The 16,860-nt window shown below is 68.4% G+C and carries 17 protein-coding genes; 15 read left to right on the top strand and 2 right to left on the bottom strand.

Features of this window, described 5'->3' with window-relative positions; all coding sequences use genetic code 11:
* The first annotated feature begins 15 nt into the window (after positions 1 to 15).
* Genes rlmN through D6682_01220 form a run of 4 tightly spaced genes read left to right on the top strand, consistent with a single transcriptional unit; the run spans position 16 to position 4,522 of the window.
* The gene (gene rlmN / locus D6682_01235; protein RMH52702.1) at positions 16 to 1,080 is read left to right on the top strand and encodes a 23S rRNA (adenine(2503)-C(2))-methyltransferase RlmN; all 1,065 of its coding nucleotides are present in this window, start codon (positions 16 to 18) and stop codon (positions 1,078 to 1,080) included.
* Positions 1,077 to 2,087, top strand: a complete 1,011-nt coding sequence (locus D6682_01230) for a sodium:calcium antiporter (protein RMH52701.1) — start codon at positions 1,077 to 1,079, stop codon at positions 2,085 to 2,087. The genes rlmN and D6682_01230 overlap by 4 nt, the downstream gene beginning before the upstream one ends.
* A 60-nt stretch (positions 2,088 to 2,147) precedes the next feature.
* Positions 2,148 to 3,545, top strand: coding sequence for a sodium:proton antiporter (locus D6682_01225; GenBank protein ID RMH52700.1), 1,398 nt, complete (start codon positions 2,148 to 2,150; stop codon positions 3,543 to 3,545).
* Positions 3,542 to 4,522, top strand: coding sequence for a 4-hydroxy-3-methylbut-2-enyl diphosphate reductase (locus tag D6682_01220; protein ID RMH52737.1), 981 nt, complete (start codon positions 3,542 to 3,544; stop codon positions 4,520 to 4,522). The genes D6682_01225 and D6682_01220 overlap by 4 nt, the downstream gene beginning before the upstream one ends.
* Before the next feature lie 4 nt (positions 4,523 to 4,526).
* Here D6682_01220 and D6682_01215 read toward each other — a convergent pair whose 3' ends face one another.
* Entirely contained in the window at positions 4,527 to 5,387 is an 861-nt protein-coding gene (locus D6682_01215) for an OmpA family protein (protein ID RMH52699.1), read from the bottom strand.
* 4 nt (positions 5,388 to 5,391) lie between these two features.
* Entirely contained in the window at positions 5,392 to 6,042 is a 651-nt protein-coding gene (locus D6682_01210) for a site-2 protease family protein (GenBank protein ID RMH52698.1), read from the bottom strand.
* 237 nt (positions 6,043 to 6,279) lie between these two features.
* On the opposite strand from D6682_01210, the gene D6682_01205 reads away from it, so the two are divergent.
* The 11 genes from D6682_01205 to D6682_01155 all read left to right on the top strand — a co-directional run.
* Positions 6,280 to 6,609: a MarR family EPS-associated transcriptional regulator gene (locus D6682_01205; GenBank protein ID RMH52697.1), complete on the top strand. Its 330-nt coding sequence runs from the start codon at positions 6,280 to 6,282 to the stop codon at positions 6,607 to 6,609.
* A 24-nt stretch (positions 6,610 to 6,633) separates the two neighbouring features.
* Complete coding sequence (locus D6682_01200; GenBank protein ID RMH52696.1) at positions 6,634 to 7,368, top strand: hypothetical protein; 735 nt, start codon at positions 6,634 to 6,636, stop codon at positions 7,366 to 7,368.
* Positions 7,361 to 8,095: a 23S rRNA (guanosine(2251)-2'-O)-methyltransferase RlmB gene (gene rlmB, locus D6682_01195; GenBank protein ID RMH52695.1), complete on the top strand. Its 735-nt coding sequence runs from the start codon at positions 7,361 to 7,363 to the stop codon at positions 8,093 to 8,095. Before D6682_01200 ends, rlmB begins: the two co-directional genes overlap by 8 nt.
* A 13-nt stretch (positions 8,096 to 8,108) precedes the next feature.
* Positions 8,109 to 8,447: a dihydroneopterin aldolase gene (gene folB, locus D6682_01190; protein RMH52736.1), complete on the top strand. Its 339-nt coding sequence runs from the start codon at positions 8,109 to 8,111 to the stop codon at positions 8,445 to 8,447.
* Positions 8,448 to 8,482: 35 nt separating this feature from the next.
* Positions 8,483 to 8,890: a 2-amino-4-hydroxy-6-hydroxymethyldihydropteridine diphosphokinase gene (gene folK / locus D6682_01185; GenBank protein ID RMH52735.1), complete on the top strand. Its 408-nt coding sequence runs from the start codon at positions 8,483 to 8,485 to the stop codon at positions 8,888 to 8,890.
* A 65-nt stretch (positions 8,891 to 8,955) separates the two neighbouring features.
* Entirely contained in the window at positions 8,956 to 11,256 is a 2,301-nt protein-coding gene (locus D6682_01180) for a DNA internalization-related competence protein ComEC/Rec2 (GenBank protein RMH52694.1), read from the top strand.
* A gap of 64 nt (positions 11,257 to 11,320) precedes the next feature.
* Positions 11,321 to 12,289, top strand: a complete 969-nt coding sequence (locus D6682_01175; GenBank protein RMH52693.1) for a diguanylate cyclase — start codon at positions 11,321 to 11,323, stop codon at positions 12,287 to 12,289.
* Positions 12,290 to 12,550: 261 nt separating this feature from the next.
* A complete protein-coding gene (locus tag D6682_01170; protein ID RMH52692.1) occupies positions 12,551 to 13,594 on the top strand; it encodes a type IV pilus twitching motility protein PilT in 1,044 nt (347 codons plus the stop codon).
* 323 nt (positions 13,595 to 13,917) lie between these two features.
* Positions 13,918 to 15,093, top strand: a complete 1,176-nt coding sequence (locus D6682_01165; GenBank protein ID RMH52691.1) for a PilT/PilU family type 4a pilus ATPase — start codon at positions 13,918 to 13,920, stop codon at positions 15,091 to 15,093.
* A gap of 158 nt (positions 15,094 to 15,251) precedes the next feature.
* Positions 15,252 to 16,349 carry a PilT/PilU family type 4a pilus ATPase gene (locus D6682_01160; GenBank protein RMH52690.1) on the top strand — a complete coding sequence of 366 codons (1,098 nt, stop codon included), beginning with the start codon at positions 15,252 to 15,254 and terminating at the stop codon, positions 16,347 to 16,349.
* Between the two features lie 24 nt (positions 16,350 to 16,373).
* Positions 16,374 to 16,860: SDR family NAD(P)-dependent oxidoreductase (locus D6682_01155; GenBank protein RMH52689.1), on the top strand; the 487-nt coding region annotated here is incomplete at its 3' end.

Genomic DNA, 16,860 nt, shown 5'->3' with positions numbered 1-16,860 from the left:
CAGGAAGGGGAGGGGATGCGGCCGGCGGGTGGGGCGGCCCCGCTTTCCGTCTGTGACCTGACCCCCGATCTGCTGCATGGCCTCTGCGCGCGGGCCGGCGCACGGCCGGTGCATGCCGAGCGGCTCCATGCCTGGCTCTTCCGCCGTGGTCGAGCCGATCTGACCCGGCTGCCCGATCTGCCCCGTGCGCTGCGGGAGCGGCTGGGCGAGTGGGTCGACATGCGCCTGCCCCGCCCGATCTCCCGCTGCCGTGCCGGCGACGGCACGGCCAAATACCTGCTCAGCTTTGCCGACGGCGCCGAGGTGGAGACGGTGCTGATCCCCGCCGCAAGGCGCCTCACCCAGTGCGTCTCCACCCAGGCGGGGTGTGCGCTCGGTTGCCGCTTCTGCCGTACCGCGACCGCGGGACTGCGCCGCCACCTCACCCGCGGCGAGATGGTGGCCCAGCTGCTCGCCTGCTGGCAGGAGACGGGGGTGCGGCCGCGCAACCTGGTGTTGATGGGGATGGGCGAGCCGATGCACAACTACGAGCAGGTGGCCGGGTTCATCCGGCTGGTCACCGACCCCGCTGGGCTCGCCTTCGCCCCTCGGCGGGTCACCCTCTCCACCGCCGGTGTGGTGCCGGGGATCGACCGGTTGCTCGCCGATTGCCTTCCCTGCAGCCTGGCGATCTCGCTCAACGCCACCACCGATGCGGTGCGCGACCGCCTGATGCCGATCAACCGCAAGTATCCGATCGCCGCACTCCTCGCCGCGATGCGCCGCTTCGCCCGCGCCTTTCCCCGGCGGCGCCTGTTGGTCGCCTATCTGCTGATCGGGAGGGTCAACGATTCCGCAGCCGATGCGCATCGGTTGATCGGGCTGCTCGACGGTATCCCCTGCACGGTCAATCTGCTGCCCTTCAACCCCTGGCCGGGTGCGGAGTGGCGCCGGCCCGCCCCCGATGCGGTCGATCGCTTTCGCGCCGTGCTGGCGGCGGCGGGGATGGTCGCCGTGGTGCGGGAGTCGCGTGGTCGGGAGATCGCTGCGGCCTGCGGCCAGTTGTTGCGTGTGACCGGGGCGGCGGAGGCGGGGCGGTGAGCGGCACCCTCTTCCTCCTGCTGGCGGCGATCGTCCTGATCTACTACGCGGCGGAGTTCTTCACCAACGCCCTGGAGCATCTGGGCGAGCGCATGGGGGTTTCCGAGGGGGTGACCGGCTCCATCTTCGCCGCCATCGGCACGGCGATGCCGGAGACCATCGTGCCGATCGTGGCGATCCTCGGCGGCGGTGATGATACGGCGCGCAACCACGAGATCGGCATGGGGGCGATCCTCGGCGCCCCGTTCATGCTGGCGACGGTGGCGATCTTCCTGGTGGCGCTGGCGGCCGGGATCAGGCGGGGATGGGGTGATCCGCTCTCGCCGGAGCCGGGCGGGTTGCGGCGTGATCTCTCCTTCTTCCTCACCGCCTACGGGCTGGTGCTCGTCGCTGCCTTGATCCCGCACCATTGGCGGCTCGGCGCCCTCTTCGTCGCGATCGCCCTCTTCTGTCTCTACCTCCTCTACCTGACCCTGACCATCCTGGCGAGCAGCGCCCTGGTCGATGCCGGCCACGCCACCGAGGCGGAGGGGCCGCTCCATCTCGCCCGCTACCTGGGCGATCACACCGCCGTCGCCGCGATCCAGTTGTTGGTGGCGCTCTTGGTACTCATCGCCGGCGCCCGCCTCTTCGTCCACGGCGTGGAGCTGGTCAGCGCGGCGATCGGGATTGCGCCGATGGTGGTGGCGCTGTTGCTGGCGCCGGTCGCCACCGAGCTGCCGGAAAAGGTCAACTCCATGATGTGGACGGCGCGGGGGCGCGATACGCTTGCCTTCGGCAACCTGACCGGGGCGATGGTCTTTCAGGGCTCGGTCATTCCGGCGATCGCCATCCTGATCATGCCGTGGCGCATCGACAGCCCCTACGCCGTGCTGGCCGCGGTGCTGGCCGTCGCCGGCGCCCTGTGGCTCGTGCTGCTCCAGCACCTCCGGGCGATGACGCCGCGGGCGCTCCTGCTCAACGGCCTCCTCTACGCCGCCTTCATCTTCTTTGTTGTCTCATCGTAGGGTTTTCATTATGCTCGCCGCCATGGAATCCCCCTGTGCGGCCGAGAGGAGGAGCGTGGAATGATTTCGATGTTGATCGCCATCACCGTCATCCTCTATGTCGCCCTGCAGCTGGAGGATCGGCTCAAGATCCCCTCGCCGCTGTCGCTGATCGCCCTTTCGTTTGTCTATCACTACCTGTTTCAGGGGGCGGATCTCACCGGCGATCCCGACCATTTCGCCGAATTGGTGCTGTTGCTGTTGCCGGTGCTGCTCATCGCCGACGCGATGGAGCTGGAGGTGGAGGATCTCAAGAAGCACGGGTTGAGCCTCTTCTTCCTTGCCGGTGTGGCGGTGGCCCTTTCGGTGGTGGTGGCGCTCTTCACCGCCGATTGGTTCTTCGGCGACTATCACCTCTCCACCGCGGCGGTGATCGTCATGTTCTCCATGGTGCTGGCCACCGACCCGGTCAGCGTGATCAGCATCTTCTCCAAGTTCTCCCTGCCGCATGAGCTCAAGTTCCTGGCCGAGGGGGAGAGCCTGTTCAACGACGCCACCGCCTTGATCGTCTTCGTCTTCGTCGGCCTCTATGCGCTGGAGGGGGGGGAGATCACCGGCGGCTACATCGTGGAGACCACGCTCTTCGTCGTTCTCGGCTCCTCGCTGCTGGGTGTCGCCTGCGGTTTCGTCGGGCTGAACCTGCTCAAGACCACCGAGAACCGCATCGCCGAGTTGATGGTGCTGTTGGTCACCGGCTATGCCGGCTTCACCATCGCCGAGCACTTCTATGCGTTGCTCAACCTGTTGGGGATGCACTCGCACAAGCACATGTCGGGCATCCTCACCTGCATCTTCGCCGCGATCACCGTCAACCACTACATGACCCGTGAGATCGCCCAGGATGATGCGGAGATCAGCTCCCAGGAGGAGTTGATCGAGGAGCAGGGCGAGAAGAAGACCAAGCGGTCGGCCACCATGCGGGCGCTGCGGGCGCTGCGGATCACCATCGAGGAGCGGGCGCGCCATCTGCGCTCCAAGGAGGATGTGCAGTTGATGGCGCTGGTGGCCAACACCCTGCTCTTCATCGCCATGGCCGAGATCATCGACCTCGATCTGCTGTGGCGATACAGGGCGGAGATCCTCGCCATGTTCGTCGCCACCAGCCTGATCCGGGCGGTGATGATGGGCAGTTTCGCCTGGCTGACCAACCAGACGCGCAAGATGCGCAACGTCAACTTCCGCTGGTGGATCGTGCTCACCTTCGCCGGCATCAAGGGGGGGTTGTCGGTGGTGATGCTGACCATGATCCCGCATGATTTCCCCCACTTCGAGATGTTCAAGGCGGTGGTGATCGGGGTGGTGCTGCTCTCCACCTTCGTCTACTCGGCCGTGTTGCTCGTGGCCATCGCCCTCTGTCAGGAGGCTTTCACCCGCGAGGTGGAGGAGGAGCGCGCCGGGATCACCGAGGGGAAGTGGTGACGGTTGCGCCGGAAGCCGGCAGCGAGGCTGGAGCGGCGCCCCGGCGGCGCGTCCTGTTGGCCAATCCGCGCGGCTTCTGCGCCGGGGTCGATCGGGCGATCGAGGTGGTGGAGCAGGCGCTGGCGCGCTTCGGGGCGCCGGTCTTCGTACGCCACGAGATCGTCCACAACCGCCATGTGGTGGCGCGGTTGCGGCGTATGGGGGCGGTCTTCGTCGAGGAGCTCGATCAGGTGCCGGCGGGGTCGGTGGTCATCTTCTCCGCCCATGGGGTGAGTCGCGCGGTGGAGGAGCAGGCCGAGCGGACGGGATTGCAGGTGATCGACGCCACCTGCCCGCTGGTCACCAAGGTCCACCGGGAGATCAAGCGCCATGTCGCCGCCGGTCGTCGGGTGGTCCTCATCGGTCATCGCGGCCATCCCGAGGTGGAGGGGGCGATGGGGCAGGTGGACGCGGGTGCGGTGGTGCTGATCGAGGGGGAGGAGGATGTGGAGGCGCTCCCCTTCGCGCCGGAGGAGCCGCTGGCGTATGTCACCCAGACCACGCTCAGCGTGGATGATACCCGCGCGATCATCACGGCGCTTGCACGCCGCTTTCCCCACATCGCCGCGCCGAAGAAGGAGGATATCTGCTACGCCACCAGCAATCGGCAGCAGGCGGTCAAACGGCTCGCCGCCTGCTGTCCGGTGGTGCTGGTGATCGGCTCGGCCAACTCGTCGAACAGCAACCGGCTGCGCGAGGTTGCCGAGCGCAACGGCGCACGCGGCTACCTGATCGACGATGCCGACGCCATCCGGCCGGAGTGGCTCGCCGGCTGCGATCAGGTCGGGGTCACCGCCGGGGCGTCGGCGCCGGAGGTGCTGGTGGATGCGGTGGTCGATTGGCTGCGCAGGCACGGCTTCTCCGAGGTGGCCGAGCTCGAGGCGGCGGAGGAGCGGATCGAGTTTACCCTGCCGGCGGAGCTGCGCGCCGCCGGCTGAGCGGTCAGCGGCCGTCCGGGGCTGGGGGCGCCTCCATCAGCCGGATCTCCACCCGCCGGTTGCGCCGGTGCGCCGCTCGGCTGTGGCCGGGATCTGCCGGCCGCGTCTCTCCGTAGCCGACGATCCGGGCGATCGCCTCCCCCGCGATGCCGTGGCGTCTGAGCAGCTCGGCCACATGGCGGGCACGGCGGCGCGACAGCCGCAGGTTGTAGCCCGCCGGCCCGATCTCGTCGGCGTGTCCTTCGATCGAGAGCCGATGGCGGCGCAGCTTGGGGAGCAACCGGATCAGCCGCGCACGCTCGCCGTGCCCGGCCGTGGCGCGGTCGAAGCCGAAGTAGACCACGGCCAGTGGTCGGGTGGCGGTGGCGGCCTTCTGGCCGGTGGCGGGGTGGTGCTGTTGACCACGGCGCGCCTTGCAGCGGGCCAGCGCCGCCCGTGCGGCACGGAGGGCCTGGTCGAGCGTGTCGCCGTTCTGCTCCCAGTGGTGTTCGTCTCCTTCGCTCAACTCGTGGGCCGCGGCGAGAATGCCGGCCTGCGCCTGTGCCAGCAGCCTGGGGGCGCACTGCTCGGCACCAGCCTGACGCGCCTGCTCGATCAGCTTGCGGGCCCCATCCAGCTCCGGCCGGTTGAGGTCGAAGCCGGTGGTGGCACAGCCGGAGAGCAGCAGGAGCGTGATGGCTGCGACGATTCGATCGGACTTCATGGTTTGATGGAATCGCAAAAAGCCCGTCCGTGGACGTTTTGCTTGACGGGGATCGAAGCGCGCGGTCTTCGATCCCCTTACAAATCCGTCGGTTGCTTGCGCAAGCTCCTGTTTTGCGCGGCACGCCAACGCCGCGATGATGGTTTTTCGCGAAGCCATCATGGTTTTATCCTCCTAACGCCCACTGCACCAGCAGCCTGCTCGCCGCACGCACCGGCGGGCCGAGCAGCGGCGGCAGCAGGCCGGTGACCAGCAGCGCGATGATGGCGACCATGCCGAAAGGTTCAAGCCGGGCCAGCGGCGCGGCCAATGCGTTTGGCAGCAGCCCGACCAGCACACGGCCGCCGTCGAGCGGCGGCAGCGGGATCAGGTTGAAGAGGCAGAGTACCAGGTTGATGAGGATGGAGGCCTGACAGGAGGCGGCCAGCGGCAGGGCGATCGCCTGCGGCAGGTGGGGGGCGGCCGCCAGCAGGGCGGTGGAGGCCAGCGCCAGCAGCAGGTTGGTCGCCGGCCCCGCCGCCGCCACCCAGACCATATCCTGCTTGGGGCGCCGGAGGCGGGTGAAGTCGACCGGTACCGGTTTGGCCCAGCCGAAGAGGAACGGCGCCTGCATGATCAACAGGGTGAGCGGGATGACGACGGTGCCGACCGGGTCGATGTGGGCGAAGGGGTTGAGGGTGAGACGTCCGGCGCGGCGGGCGGTGGGATCGCCGAGCAGGTCGGCGGTGGCACCATGCGCCACCTCGTGCAGTACCACCGCGGCGAGCACCGGCACCGCCCAGACCGCGACGCTGTGGATGATGGTATCGATGTGCATCCTCTGATCAGACCGCAACAGCCCCCTCCATGGACCCGTTGCTCGAGGGGAATCGAAGTGCGCTCGTCGATCGCGTTACCCATCCGTCGCTTGCAAGGGCAGGCTCCGGATTGCTGCCCTCCCGGCCGCGATGCCGACCGCTGGCGAAACCATCGGCCCCGACCCTTCGCACACGTTCCGCCGATGCAGCCCTCATGCCGCTTGACCCGGTCGTTCACGGGTTGAACATTGTGCCCCATGTTCGAGCCCCGCTCCGATCCCGCACTGCACTATCGCCTGTTGAAGAAACTGGCGCAACATCCCGATGCGAGCCAGCGTCAGATCGCCTCCGACCTGGGTGTGAGCCTCGGCAAGGTCAACTACTGCCTCAAGGCGCTGATCCGCAAGGGGGTGATCAAGGTGCACAACTTCTCCACCAGCGACAACAAGCGGGCCTATGCCTATTATCTGACGCCGGAGGGGCTCCGCTTCAAGGCCGAGGTGACCCGGCAATGGTTCCGCCGTGTGGAGCAGGAGTACGAGGAGCTGAGGCGGGAGATGGCCCGGATGGGTGCGGATGGGGAGTGACCCTCCGGGATCGCCGGTCCGCCCGTGCTGATCTGTTACACCGATTTCGGTACGGGCAGCCATTATGTCGGTCAGATGGAGACGGTCTGTCGGCGGCTGGCGCCGGAGGTGGCGCTGGTGCACCTGACCCACGAGGCACCGCGCTGTGATCCGCGTGCCGCAGGCGTGCTCCTGCGGGCGCTCGCCCGCGCTATGCCTGCGCCGGCGGTCTGGCTCTGTGTGGTCGATCCCGGTGTGGGTGGGCCGCGCAGGGCGGTGGTGGCGCGCCGTGGCGACGGCACCCTCTTCGTCGGCCCGGACAACGGCCTGATGGCCGCCGCCTCCGGCCCTGAGGCGGAGTGGTTCGAGATCGGCTGGCGGCCGGAGCGCTGTTCGGACACTTTCCACGGTCGCGATCTCTTCGCGCCGGTGGCCGCCCGGCTGGCGCGCGGGGAGGAGGTGGCTCTGGAGCCGCTTTCCGGCCCGCCGGTCGGCCACGACTGGCCGCCGCTGCTGGCACAGGTGATCGACGTCGACCGCTTCGGCAATCTGATCACCGGCATTCCCGGGGATGCGATCGCCGGTGGTGGGTTCGCTTTGGTCGTCGCCGGTCGGCGGATTCCCAGGGCGCGTTGTTTTTCCGATGTGCCACCCGGCGGGCTCTTCTGGTATGTCGACAGCATCGGGCTTTTGGAGGTGGCCGCCGGTGGTGCCTCGGCGGCGGAGCTGCTCGGGGCGGGGCGCGGCGATGCCGTGCGGTTGGAGCGGGTGGATGGCTGAGCAGGTGGTGGTGGGGATCCATCCGGTGCTCCACGCTCTGCGCGGCGGATCGGTGGAACGGTTGCTGGTGGTCGAGGGGCGCCTCTCCCGTCGGCTGGTTGCCTGCGTCGATCAGGCGCGGGCCGCCGGGGTGCCGGTTGAACGGGTGGCGCGCGGTCGGCTGGAGCAGCTTGCCTGCGGGGCACGCCATCAGGGGGTGGCCGCGGTGGTGGTCGGGCCGGTGGCGCCATCCGATCTCGCCGGCTGGCTGCAGCAGTCCGGAACGGCGCCGGCGCTGGTGCTGCTGCTCGACGGGGTGACCGACCCGCACAACCTCGGGGCCTGCCTGCGTTCGGCCGAGGCGCTGGGCTGTGACGCGGTGGTGTTGCCGCGCGATCATGCGGCCGATCCCGCCTCCCCGGCGGTACAGAAGGCGGCCTGCGGCGCGCTGGCCCATCTCACCCTGATCCGGGTGACCAACCTCCGGCGGGCTCTGGACCGGCTCAGGGAGGCCGGCTTCTGGATCACCGGCCTGGCCGGCGAGGCCGATCGCATGCTGGAGGAGATCGACCTGCGCGGCCGGACGGCGCTGGTGCTCGGCTCGGAGGGGGAGGGGTTGCGCCGGCTGGTGCGCGAGGGGTGCGACCACCTCGCCGCCATCCCGATGGCCGGCCATGTCGAGTCGCTCAATGTGTCGGTCGCCTGCGGCATCGCCCTCTACGAGGCGGCCCGGCAACGGAGGGGTTGAGATGGATCGGGTGGTGATCGAAGGGTTGGAGGTGCGCACGGTGATCGGCATCTACGACTGGGAGCGCGAGATCCGGCAGACGGTGCGGCTCGATCTGGAGATGGCCTGGGACATCTCGCGGGCGGCGGCCAGCGACGACATCGCCGACGCGCTCGACTACAAGGCGGTGGCCAAGCGTCTGATCGCCTTCATCGAGGGCTCCTCCTATGGGCTGATCGAAGCGCTGGCCGAGGCGTGCGCCGCCATCGTGCTGCGCGAGTTCTCCGTGCCCTGGCTGCGGTTGAAGCTCTCCAAGCCGGGCGCGGTGCGCGGATCGGAGAACGTGGCGGTGGTGATCGAGCGCTCGGCGTGAGGTCACCGTTTCTGCGCCACCGGGCGCTGGTCGGTATGGGCTCGAACATCGAACCGGAACGCCATCTGGTTGCCGCTGCCCGTGCGTTGCGCCGCCTTGCGCCGACGGTGCGCTTCTCCCGGGTCTACCGCACCGCCGCCGTCGGCATGGGGGAGGATGCGGCCGATTTTCTCAACGCCTGCGCACTGCTGGTCACCGGGGAGGATGCCGACCGGCTCTCCTGTCGGCTCAAGGGGATCGAGCAGGCGCACGGGCGGGACCGGAGCGGTGGTTCCTGGCGGCCGCGCACCCTCGATCTCGATCTGATGCTGTTCGACGACCGCTGGCTGGAGGATGTGATGGCCCATCCCCACTGTTTCGTGCCGGCTGGTGAGCTGGTTCGGCTGCCTGCGCCGCCGCCGGCGCGGCACGCCGCCATTACGCCGGTGGAGTTGATCCTGTAGCGACCGTCGTCGCGACGGCCCGACGGCTGCCGCTGCTCATCCCGACCGCCGCCTGGCTGGGCGGGATGGGGGCGGTGGCGCTGATGCCGTCTCTGCCTGTTCCGTTCTGGCTGGCGGTGGCGGTGACACTGGGGGTGATCGGCTGGCGGCGGCGGTCGTCTGCCCCGCTTTTCGCCGCGCTGGCGGTGGGAATCATGCTTCATGCGCAAGCGGGGCTCGATCGCCTGGCCCATCCCGATCGCCGCTGGCTGGTGCCCGGTGTGGCGCTGCAGGGGACGGTGGCCGCGGTGGAGTCCAACGGGGTGCGCCAGCGGCTGCTGCTGCGCGATCTGCGTGCTGCCGGCGGCCTGCGGCTCGACGGCGCGCTCTGGTGCTACCTCTACGGCCGCCGCCGCATCCCCGACCTCCTTCCCGGCGACCGCATCTTAGGCTGTTTCCGCCTCCATCGTCCCTACAACCACCACAACCCCGGCGGCTTCGATTTCGTCCGCTACGCCCGGCTGCATGGTGTGGTCCTGCTTGGCGTGCCGGTCGGGCGGCTGGCGGTGGTCCATGCGCCGACGCTGCTTGCCCGCCTGCGCCACGCGGTGCGCACCCGCCTGAGTGCGGCGGTTGCATCCAAGCCGGCGCGCGCGGTGTTGTCGGCCCTGCTGCTGGCCGACCGCGCGCAGATCGACGACGCCACCTGGCAGCGTTTCTCGGCCACCGGCACCGCCCATCTTCTGGCCATCTCCGGGCTCCATGTCGGCATGGTCGCCGGCCTGGGCTTCGCGTTGGTCTGGTGGCTGGTCACCCGGCGGGAGGCGTGGATCGTCGCGCTGCCGGTGCGGCGGCTGGCGCTGCTCGGCGGGGTGTTTGCGGCGGTCGCCTACGCCGCGCTTGCCGGCTGGACGCTGCCCACCCGGCGGGCGGTGCTGATGCTCGTCGCCGTTGCCCTGGCCTGGTGGCTGCGCCACCGCGCCTCCCCGCTCAACACGCTGCTGGCGGCGCTGGTGGTGATCCTGCTGTTCGATCCTCTGGCCATCTTTTCGCTCTCGCTCTGGCTGTCGTTCGTCTCGGTGGCGGCGTTGATCCTGTGGGGGATGAAGCGGGCGGGGCGGTCGGATGGGGTGGCGCACGCAGGCGGGCTGCGCGGCCGCCTGCGCGACGCATTGGCCGTCAGCTGCGTGGCGTCGCTGGCCACCTTGCCGCTGGTGGTCTCCTCCTTCGGCCGCCTGCCGCTCTACGCGCCGCTGGCCAATCTGTTGCTGGTGCCGCTCTACGGGCTGTGGGTGCTGCCGATGGCGCTGACCGGCGCGGTGGCCGCATTGCTCGGCTGGACGCCGGTCGCCGACGGGCTGTTGCAGCTGGCCGCCGTCGGGGTCGATGGCGGCAGCCTGCTGCTCGATGCCATCTGTCGGTTGCCGGCCGCGTCGCGGTGGGTGGCGCCGTTGCCGTGGTGGGGGATGGGGTTGCTGGTGTTGGGGCTGGCGGCGGCGGCCCTGCTCTGGTGGCGGGCGCGGCGTGTGGCGGCGCTGTTGCTGCTCGCCGCGTTGCTCGCCGGGGTCGCCTGCCGGCCCGAGGCGGATGTGCCGACGCCGGAGTGGGTGGTGTGGGATGTCGGCCAGGGGGCGGCGACCACCCTGCGCCTGCCCGGCGGCGCGGTGCTGGCGGTCGATGCCCCGGGGCGGCGCGGCGGCAGGTTCAACGGCGGAGTGGTGGTGGCCCGGGGGCTGCGGGCGGAGGGGGTGACCCACATCGACGATCTGGTGGTCAGCCATCTGCAGTCGGACCACGCCGGCGGCATCGGCGCGCTGCTGCGGCGGGTCAACCGGGTCGGGCGGCTGTTGCTGGCCGATGTGCCGGCCAACAGGCGGGCGGCGTGGCCCGGCCGTTGGCGAGCGCTTCTGCGCCGTCGCGGCGGGGTGATCCGTTGGGTGGCGCGCGGCGACAGCTGGCTGCTTGCCGGCCATCGCGTGCGGGTGTTGTGGCCGCCGCGGGGGCTGCGCGCGGCCAACCCCAACAATCTGTCGCTGGTGTTGTCGGTCGCGCTGGGTGGTGGGGTGCGCATGCTGCTGCCGGGGGATGCCGAACGGCCGGCGGAGCGGGCGCTGCTGCGGGCGGGAATCGGGCGACACCGGGTGATGCTGGTGCCGCACCACGGCAGCCACACCTCCAGTTCCCCGGCGCTGCTGCGGCGACTCAGGCCGGAGCTGGCCATCGTGCAGAGCGGTCGCGACAACCGTTTCCACTTTCCCGATCCGGTGGTGGTGGCGCGCTACCGCGCCCTCGGCGCGCAGGTGGTGGACAGCGCCGATGGCGCGCTGATCGGCAGCGTTACCCCCGCCGGACTGCTGCGCTGGCGGCAGTGGCGGCGGCCGCGTTGAGTGGCCATCCGTCCCGCGCTAGGGTTGAAACCGTGCGGGATTGCCGCGATGGGAAGGAGCCTCCATGTACCGTTTTCCGGTCCTGATCGCCGATGACGACGCCACCGCCCGCGTGCGGCTGAGCCATCTGCTCGATCAGTTCGGGTACCGTGTTGTGGTCTGCAACGACGGGGCGGAGGCGTGGCGTGCGATCCACCGGCCGGACGCGCCCCACCTGCTGTTGCTCGACTGGATGATGCCGGGGATGGATGGTGTGGAGATCATCCGCCGGCTGCGCGGCGAGGAGGATGCGCAGAGCGGCTATTTCTACACCCTGCTGCTCTCCGCCCGCGACGATCCCGAGGATGTGGTCGCCGGCTTGGAGGCTGGTGCGGACGACTATCTGATCAAGCCGTGCCACAAGGCGGAGCTGCAGGTGCGGCTGCGCGCCGGCCGGCGCATCCTGGCGCTGCAGCAGCAGCTGCTCGATGCACGCGACCGCCTCGCCCGCGAGGCGAAGACCGATGCGTTGACCGGTGTCGACAACCGGCGCGAGATCGAGCGCATGCTCCGCCACGAGCTCGACCGCGCCTGGCGTGAGGGGCGGCCGCTGGCCCTGGCCATGCTCGACATCGACTTCTTCAAGAAGGTGAACGACACCTACGGCCATCTGGCCGGCGACGAGGTGTTGCGCGAGACCGCGCGGCGGCTGCGCGGTTGCCTGCGCAGCTACGACCGGATCGGCCGCTACGGTGGCGAGGAGTTTCTGCTCCTCTTTCCGGGGGACGACGCCGGGGATGCCCGGCAGTTGGCCGAGCGGCTGCGCTCGTCGGTGGCCGCGGCACCGGTGGACAGCTCCGCCGGGGTGATTCCGGTGACGGTGAGCATCGGCGTCTGCGCGCTGCCGGCGGGGGTGGCGTGCGAACCGCAGCGGCTGATCGACGCCGCCGACCGGATGCTCTATCGGGCCAAGGAGGGGGGGCGCAACCGTGTCGAGGTCACCCGGCTCGAAGAGGAGGCGCGGCAGGGTTGCGCCGCTGCCGCCGAGGGGTAGTTTGGCTCGGCGGGGCGCCGCGCCCGCCGTTCGGGGATGCTCCAAGGAGGCCGGGTTCGGCGGTCGGTCGTGATGCGTATCGGTGTTCGCGCGAGATGTCCATGGAGGGACGTGTTGTGATTCCATCATCGCGGCCACGGAGGGCTGCGCAAATCAAGGGCTTGCGTAAGGTAAGCGATTGATTTGTACGGGGATCGAAGACATCGTTCTTCGATCCCCGTCGAGCAAAAAGTCCATGGACGGAGTTTTTGCGGTCTGATCATGGATATCTCTGAACTGCTTGCCTTTTCGGTCAAGAACGGGGCGTCGGACCTGCACATCTCGGCCGGCGAGCCGCCGATGATCCGCATCCATGGCGAGATGACCCGGATCAAGGTGCCGCCGCTGGAGAACCGGGAAGTGCAGACCATGGTCTACGACATCATGAACGACAACCAGCGCAAGACCTTCGAGGAGGAGCTGGAGCTCGACTTCTCCTTCGCGCTGGGCGACATCGCCCGCTTCCGCGTCAACACCTTCTGGCAGCACCGCGGCATGTCGGCGGTCTTCCGCACCATCCCCACCGAGGTGCTGACGCTGGAGCAGCTCAAGTGCCCGCCCATCTTCAAGGAGCTGGCCATGGCGCCGCGCGGCATCTGCCTGGTGACCGGTCCGACCGGTTCGGGCAAGTCGACCACCCTGGCGGCGATGATCAACCACCGCAACGAGAACGACAAGGGGCACATCCTGACCATCGAGGATCCGATCGAGTTCGTCCACAAGACCAAGAACTGTCTGATCAGCCAGCGCGAGGTCGGGCCGCACACCAAGTCGTTCGCCAATGCGCTCAAGGGGGCGCTGCGTGAGGATCCCGACGTCATCCTGGTCGGTGAGATGCGCGATCTGGAGACGATCAGTCTGGCGCTGTCCGCGGCGGAGACCGGCCACATGGTCTTCGGCACGCTGCACACCTCCTCCGCGCCGAAGACGATGGACCGCATCATCGACGTCTTCCCCGCCGCGGAGAAGGATATGGTGCGGGCGATGCTCTCCGAGTCGCTTCGGGCGGTGATCTCGCAGACGCTGCTGCGCACCGCCGACGGCAAGGGGCGGGTGGCGGCCCACGAGATCCTGATCGGTACCCCTGCGGTGCGCAACATCATCCGTGAGAACAAGCTGCCGCAGTTGGTCAGCGTGATGCAGACCGGCCAGCGCGAGGGGATGCAGACGCTGGACATGTGCCTGCAGGAGCTGCTGGCCAAGCGCAAGATCACCAAGCAGGCGGCGCTGGAGAAGGCCCAGAACAAGAAGCTCTTCGGCGGCTGATCGATGATGGTTTCTTGCGATACCATCGTCGCGGCGTTGGCGTGCCGCGCAAAACGGGGGCGTGCGCATGCAAGCGGCTGTTTTGTAAGGCAATCGAAGACCGCGCTCTTCGATTGCCGTGAAGCCACAACGTCCACGGACGGACTTTTTGTGATTCCATCATCGATCGGGGTTGCACGGGCAGGTGCGGGGGTCCACGAAGGGAGGGTTTGCCGCCCGATCGTGCCGTCCTCGTGCAGAGGGTCGGCATTGCGGCCATGGAGGGCTGCGCAAAACGGGGGCTTGCGCAGGCAAGCTATGGTTTTGCGGTCTGATTCCTGGATATGGCGATAGAAGAACCACAAAGGCTGAGCATCCGCAAACTGTTGAAGATCATGGTCGAGCTCGATGCCTCCGACCTCTACGTCACCGCCGGCATGCCGCCGGGCTACCGGGTCAAGGGGGGGGTGCAGCGGGTCGGCGACCACGACCTGAGTCCGGTCGATACCGAGCAGCTGGCCAACTCGGTGATGAGCGGCAAGCAGAAGGCCCGCTTCTCCAGCGAGATGGAGATGAATCTCTCGCTCTCCTACCCCGGTATCGGCCGTTTCCGTGTCAACATCTTCCGTCAGATGGGGGCGATCGGCATGGTGATCCGCAAGATCGCCACCACCATCATGACCATCGACGAGCTCAACCTGCCGGAGGTGTTCAAGGATATCGCCATGAGCGCGCGCGGACTGGTGATCATGGTCGGTGGCACCGGTTCCGGGAAGTCGACCTCGCTGGCGGCGATGATCGACTGGCGCAACTCCCATCAGGCCGGCCACATCATCACCATCGAGGATCCGGTGGAGTATGTCCACCAGCACAAGAAGTGTGTCATCACCCAGCGCGAGGTGGGGACCGACACCCTCTCCTTTCATGCGGCGCTCAAAAACACCCTGCGTCAGGCGCCGGACGTGATCCTGCTCGGCGAGATCCGCGAGGCGGAGACGATGGAGCAGGCGATCGAGTTCGCCGAGACCGGCCATCTGGCCATGGCCACGCTCCATGCCAACAACGCCAATCAGGCCATCGATCGCATCATCAACTTCTTTCCCGAGGAGAAGCATCAGCAGGTCTACATGAACCTGGCGCTCAACCTGCGCGCCATCCTCTCCCAGCGGCTGGTGCGGACGGTCGACGGCAAGCGGGCGGCGGCGATCGAGATCTTGATCAACACGCCGCGCATCGCCGATCTGATCCTCAAGGGGGAGGTGGGCGAGATCAAGGAGGCGATGGCCGCCGGCGGCGAGCAGTACGGCATGGTCACCTTCGATCAGGCGCTGCTCAAGCTGTGGCGTGAGGGGAGGATCAGCGAGACGGAGGCGCTGCGCAACTCCGATTCGCCCAACGATCTCCGGCTGAAGATGAAGATGGCCCGGCTGGAGGCGTCGGGCGACGGCGACGGCAAGAGCGTGGCCGACAAACTGCTGGAGAAGGGCGAGGGGGATGACGCCCCGAAGCTGTCGATTTGAGGCGACGGCCTCGCAAGAAGCCGTCACACGCGACCAGGACGGTCGCGCAAATCCGGAGGTTGCGCATGCAACCGATGGACTTGTGAGGGAATCGAAGACGCGCTCTTCGATTCCCGTGAAGCCAAAACGTCCACGGAGGGACGTTTTGCGATTCCATCATGGCTGACGACTGGCATCTGATCGATCAACTGCTGCTGCTGTTGCATAAGAACAACGGCTCCGACCTGATCGTCAAGACCGGCGATCGTATCCGCATGAAGCTGGACGGCCGGGTGGTGAGCATTCCGCCGGAGAAGGTGCCCCCCCCGACCCACGACCAGGTGGTGGAGATGATCGAGCATCTGGTACGCAAGCTGCCCAATCCGCCCAAGGTGGAGGGGTCGCACAACATCGACTGCCAGTATTCGCTGGAGAACGTGAGCCATTTCCGCATCCACGCCATGGCCACCGCCCGAAGCTACGGCATCGTCGCCCGCCGCATTCCGCAGGAGATCCCCAACTTCGAGAAGATGCAGCTGCCGCCGGTGCTCAACGAGATCGCCGACAACCGCAACGGTCTGATCCTGGTCGGCGGGGCGACCGGCTCGGGCAAGTCGACCACCCTGGCGGCGATGCTCTACCGGGTGATCCAACGACGTCCCGTCCATGTGGTGACGCTGGAGGATCCGATCGAGTTCCGCTATCCCTTCGACTGTCCGGGGACGGTGACCCAGCGCGAGGTGGGGACCGATCTGGTCAGCTACGAGCAGGGGCTGAACGACTGCCTGCGCGAGGCGCCGGACATTATTCTGGCTGGTGAGGTGCGGGAGAAGAATGTGATCCAGCTGGCCCTGACCGCCGCCGAGACCGGCCACCTGGTCGCCGCCACCGTCCACGCCACCACGGCGATCGGCACCATCCAGCGGATGATGGGGGCATTTCCGCCGGAGGAGCAGCACGCCTTCATCGAGCGGATGGCCGAGAGCCTGCGGGCGATCATCGTGCAGAAGCTTCTGCCGCGCAAGAGCGGCAAGGGGCGGGTGGCGGCGATGGAGATCCTGATCGCCAACGCGGTGATCCGCCAGTTCATCCTCGATTGGGAGGAGAAGGCGCAGGAGATCCCGCGCGCACTGGAGGAGGGGCATCGCATCTACGGTACCCAGAGCTTCGACCAGCACCTGCAGATGCTGGTCGAGGATGGGGTGGTTTCCTACGAGGATGCCTACGCCAACGCCGTCTTCCCGGAGGATTTCGAGATGCGCATGGGGCGGAACTAGCTGGACCGCCTTCCTGCAACCCTGTTGATCCTCGGCTGCGGTTATGTCGGCCTTCGGCTGGCGCGGCGCCTGACGCAGGCAGGCGTGCGGGTGGCGGCCACCACCCGCGATGCGGTGCGGGCGGAGCGGCTGCGGGCCGTGGGGATTGCGGTGGCGGCGCAGGGGCCGGAGGCGCTGGCGCCGGGTGTGCTGGCCGACTGTGAGGCGGTGATCGACTCCATCCCGCTGGAGCGGACGGCGCAGGGGTGGCGGGCGCCGCAGTTGCGCTGGGTGGATCGTCTGGTCGCCTCCATGCCGCGCCTGCGCTGGGCCGGCTACCTCTCCTCGACCGGTGTCTACGGGGATGCGGCGGGGGGATGGGTCGACGAGGCCTCCACCAACCTCGCCGTCGACGGACGCGGCGCGGCGCGGTTGGAGGCGGAGCGCGCTTGGCGCGGCAGCGGCGCGCCGGTGGAACTCTTCCGCATCAGCGGCATCTACGGCCCGGGGCGCAACCTGATCGAGCGGCTGC

Source organism: Zetaproteobacteria bacterium (genome assembly GCA_003696765.1).
Taxonomy (GTDB): domain Bacteria; phylum Pseudomonadota; class Zetaproteobacteria; order Mariprofundales; family J009; genus RFFX01.
This window is presented reverse-complemented; position numbering and strand designations above follow the sequence as displayed.

Bases quoted from the DNA above. Each gene is read 5' to 3' on its own strand.
- rlmN (RMH52702.1), top strand. From the start codon at position 16: ATGCGGCCGGCGGGTGGGGCGGCCCCGCTTTCCGTCTGTGACCTGACC.
- D6682_01180 (RMH52694.1), top strand. From the start codon at position 8,956: ATGGGGGCGGTGGCGCTGATGCCGTCTCTGCCTGTTCCGTTCTGGCTG.
- D6682_01205 (RMH52697.1), top strand. From the start codon at position 6,280: ATGTTCGAGCCCCGCTCCGATCCCGCACTGCACTATCGCCTGTTGAAG.
- D6682_01165 (RMH52691.1), top strand. From the start codon at position 13,918: ATGGCGATAGAAGAACCACAAAGGCTGAGCATCCGCAAACTGTTGAAG.
- folK (RMH52735.1), top strand. From the start codon at position 8,483: ATGGGCTCGAACATCGAACCGGAACGCCATCTGGTTGCCGCTGCCCGT.
- D6682_01175 (RMH52693.1), top strand. From the start codon at position 11,321: ATGTACCGTTTTCCGGTCCTGATCGCCGATGACGACGCCACCGCCCGC.
- D6682_01225 (RMH52700.1), top strand. From the start codon at position 2,148: ATGATTTCGATGTTGATCGCCATCACCGTCATCCTCTATGTCGCCCTG.
- D6682_01160 (RMH52690.1), top strand. From the start codon at position 15,252: ATGGCTGACGACTGGCATCTGATCGATCAACTGCTGCTGCTGTTGCAT.
- D6682_01215 (RMH52699.1), bottom strand. From the start codon at position 5,387: ATGATGGCTTCGCGAAAAACCATCATCGCGGCGTTGGCGTGCCGCGCA.
- D6682_01210 (RMH52698.1), bottom strand. From the start codon at position 6,042: ATGCACATCGATACCATCATCCACAGCGTCGCGGTCTGGGCGGTGCCG.
- D6682_01170 (RMH52692.1), top strand. From the start codon at position 12,551: ATGGATATCTCTGAACTGCTTGCCTTTTCGGTCAAGAACGGGGCGTCG.
- rlmB (RMH52695.1), top strand. From the start codon at position 7,361: ATGGCTGAGCAGGTGGTGGTGGGGATCCATCCGGTGCTCCACGCTCTG.